The organism is Massilia sp. CT11-108 (assembly GCF_047302915.1).
Taxonomy (GTDB): Bacteria; Pseudomonadota; Gammaproteobacteria; order Burkholderiales; family Burkholderiaceae_D; genus Telluria; species Telluria orientalis.
On sequence record NZ_JBKYMO010001657.1, the window covers coordinates 1 to 248 of the forward strand.

The following is a 248-nucleotide window of genomic DNA, read 5'->3' on the forward strand; positions in this document are numbered from 1 at the left end:
CAGACCGAACGGGACGCCGCACACGAAGCGGCGGCCAGCCTCGCCATGCGCATCCGCGAGGACGAGCAGCGGCGCGAGCGTGCGCGCTCGATGATGGCCGAGATCGAGCGCCAGCGCGCCATCGAGGACCGGTGGGCCAAGCTGGCGGAACTGATCGGCTCCGCGGACGGCAAGAAATTCCGCAACTACGCCCAGCAATTCACGCTCGACGTGCTGCTCGGCTATGCCAACACGCACCTGGCCCAGCT

1 protein-coding gene is annotated in these 248 nt (G+C 68.5%); it reads left to right on the forward strand.

Annotated features, from left to right (window positions below):
• A partial coding sequence (locus ACEN88_RS35935) for a hypothetical protein (protein ID WP_413347159.1) occupies positions 1-248 on the forward strand: 248 nt, incomplete at both ends.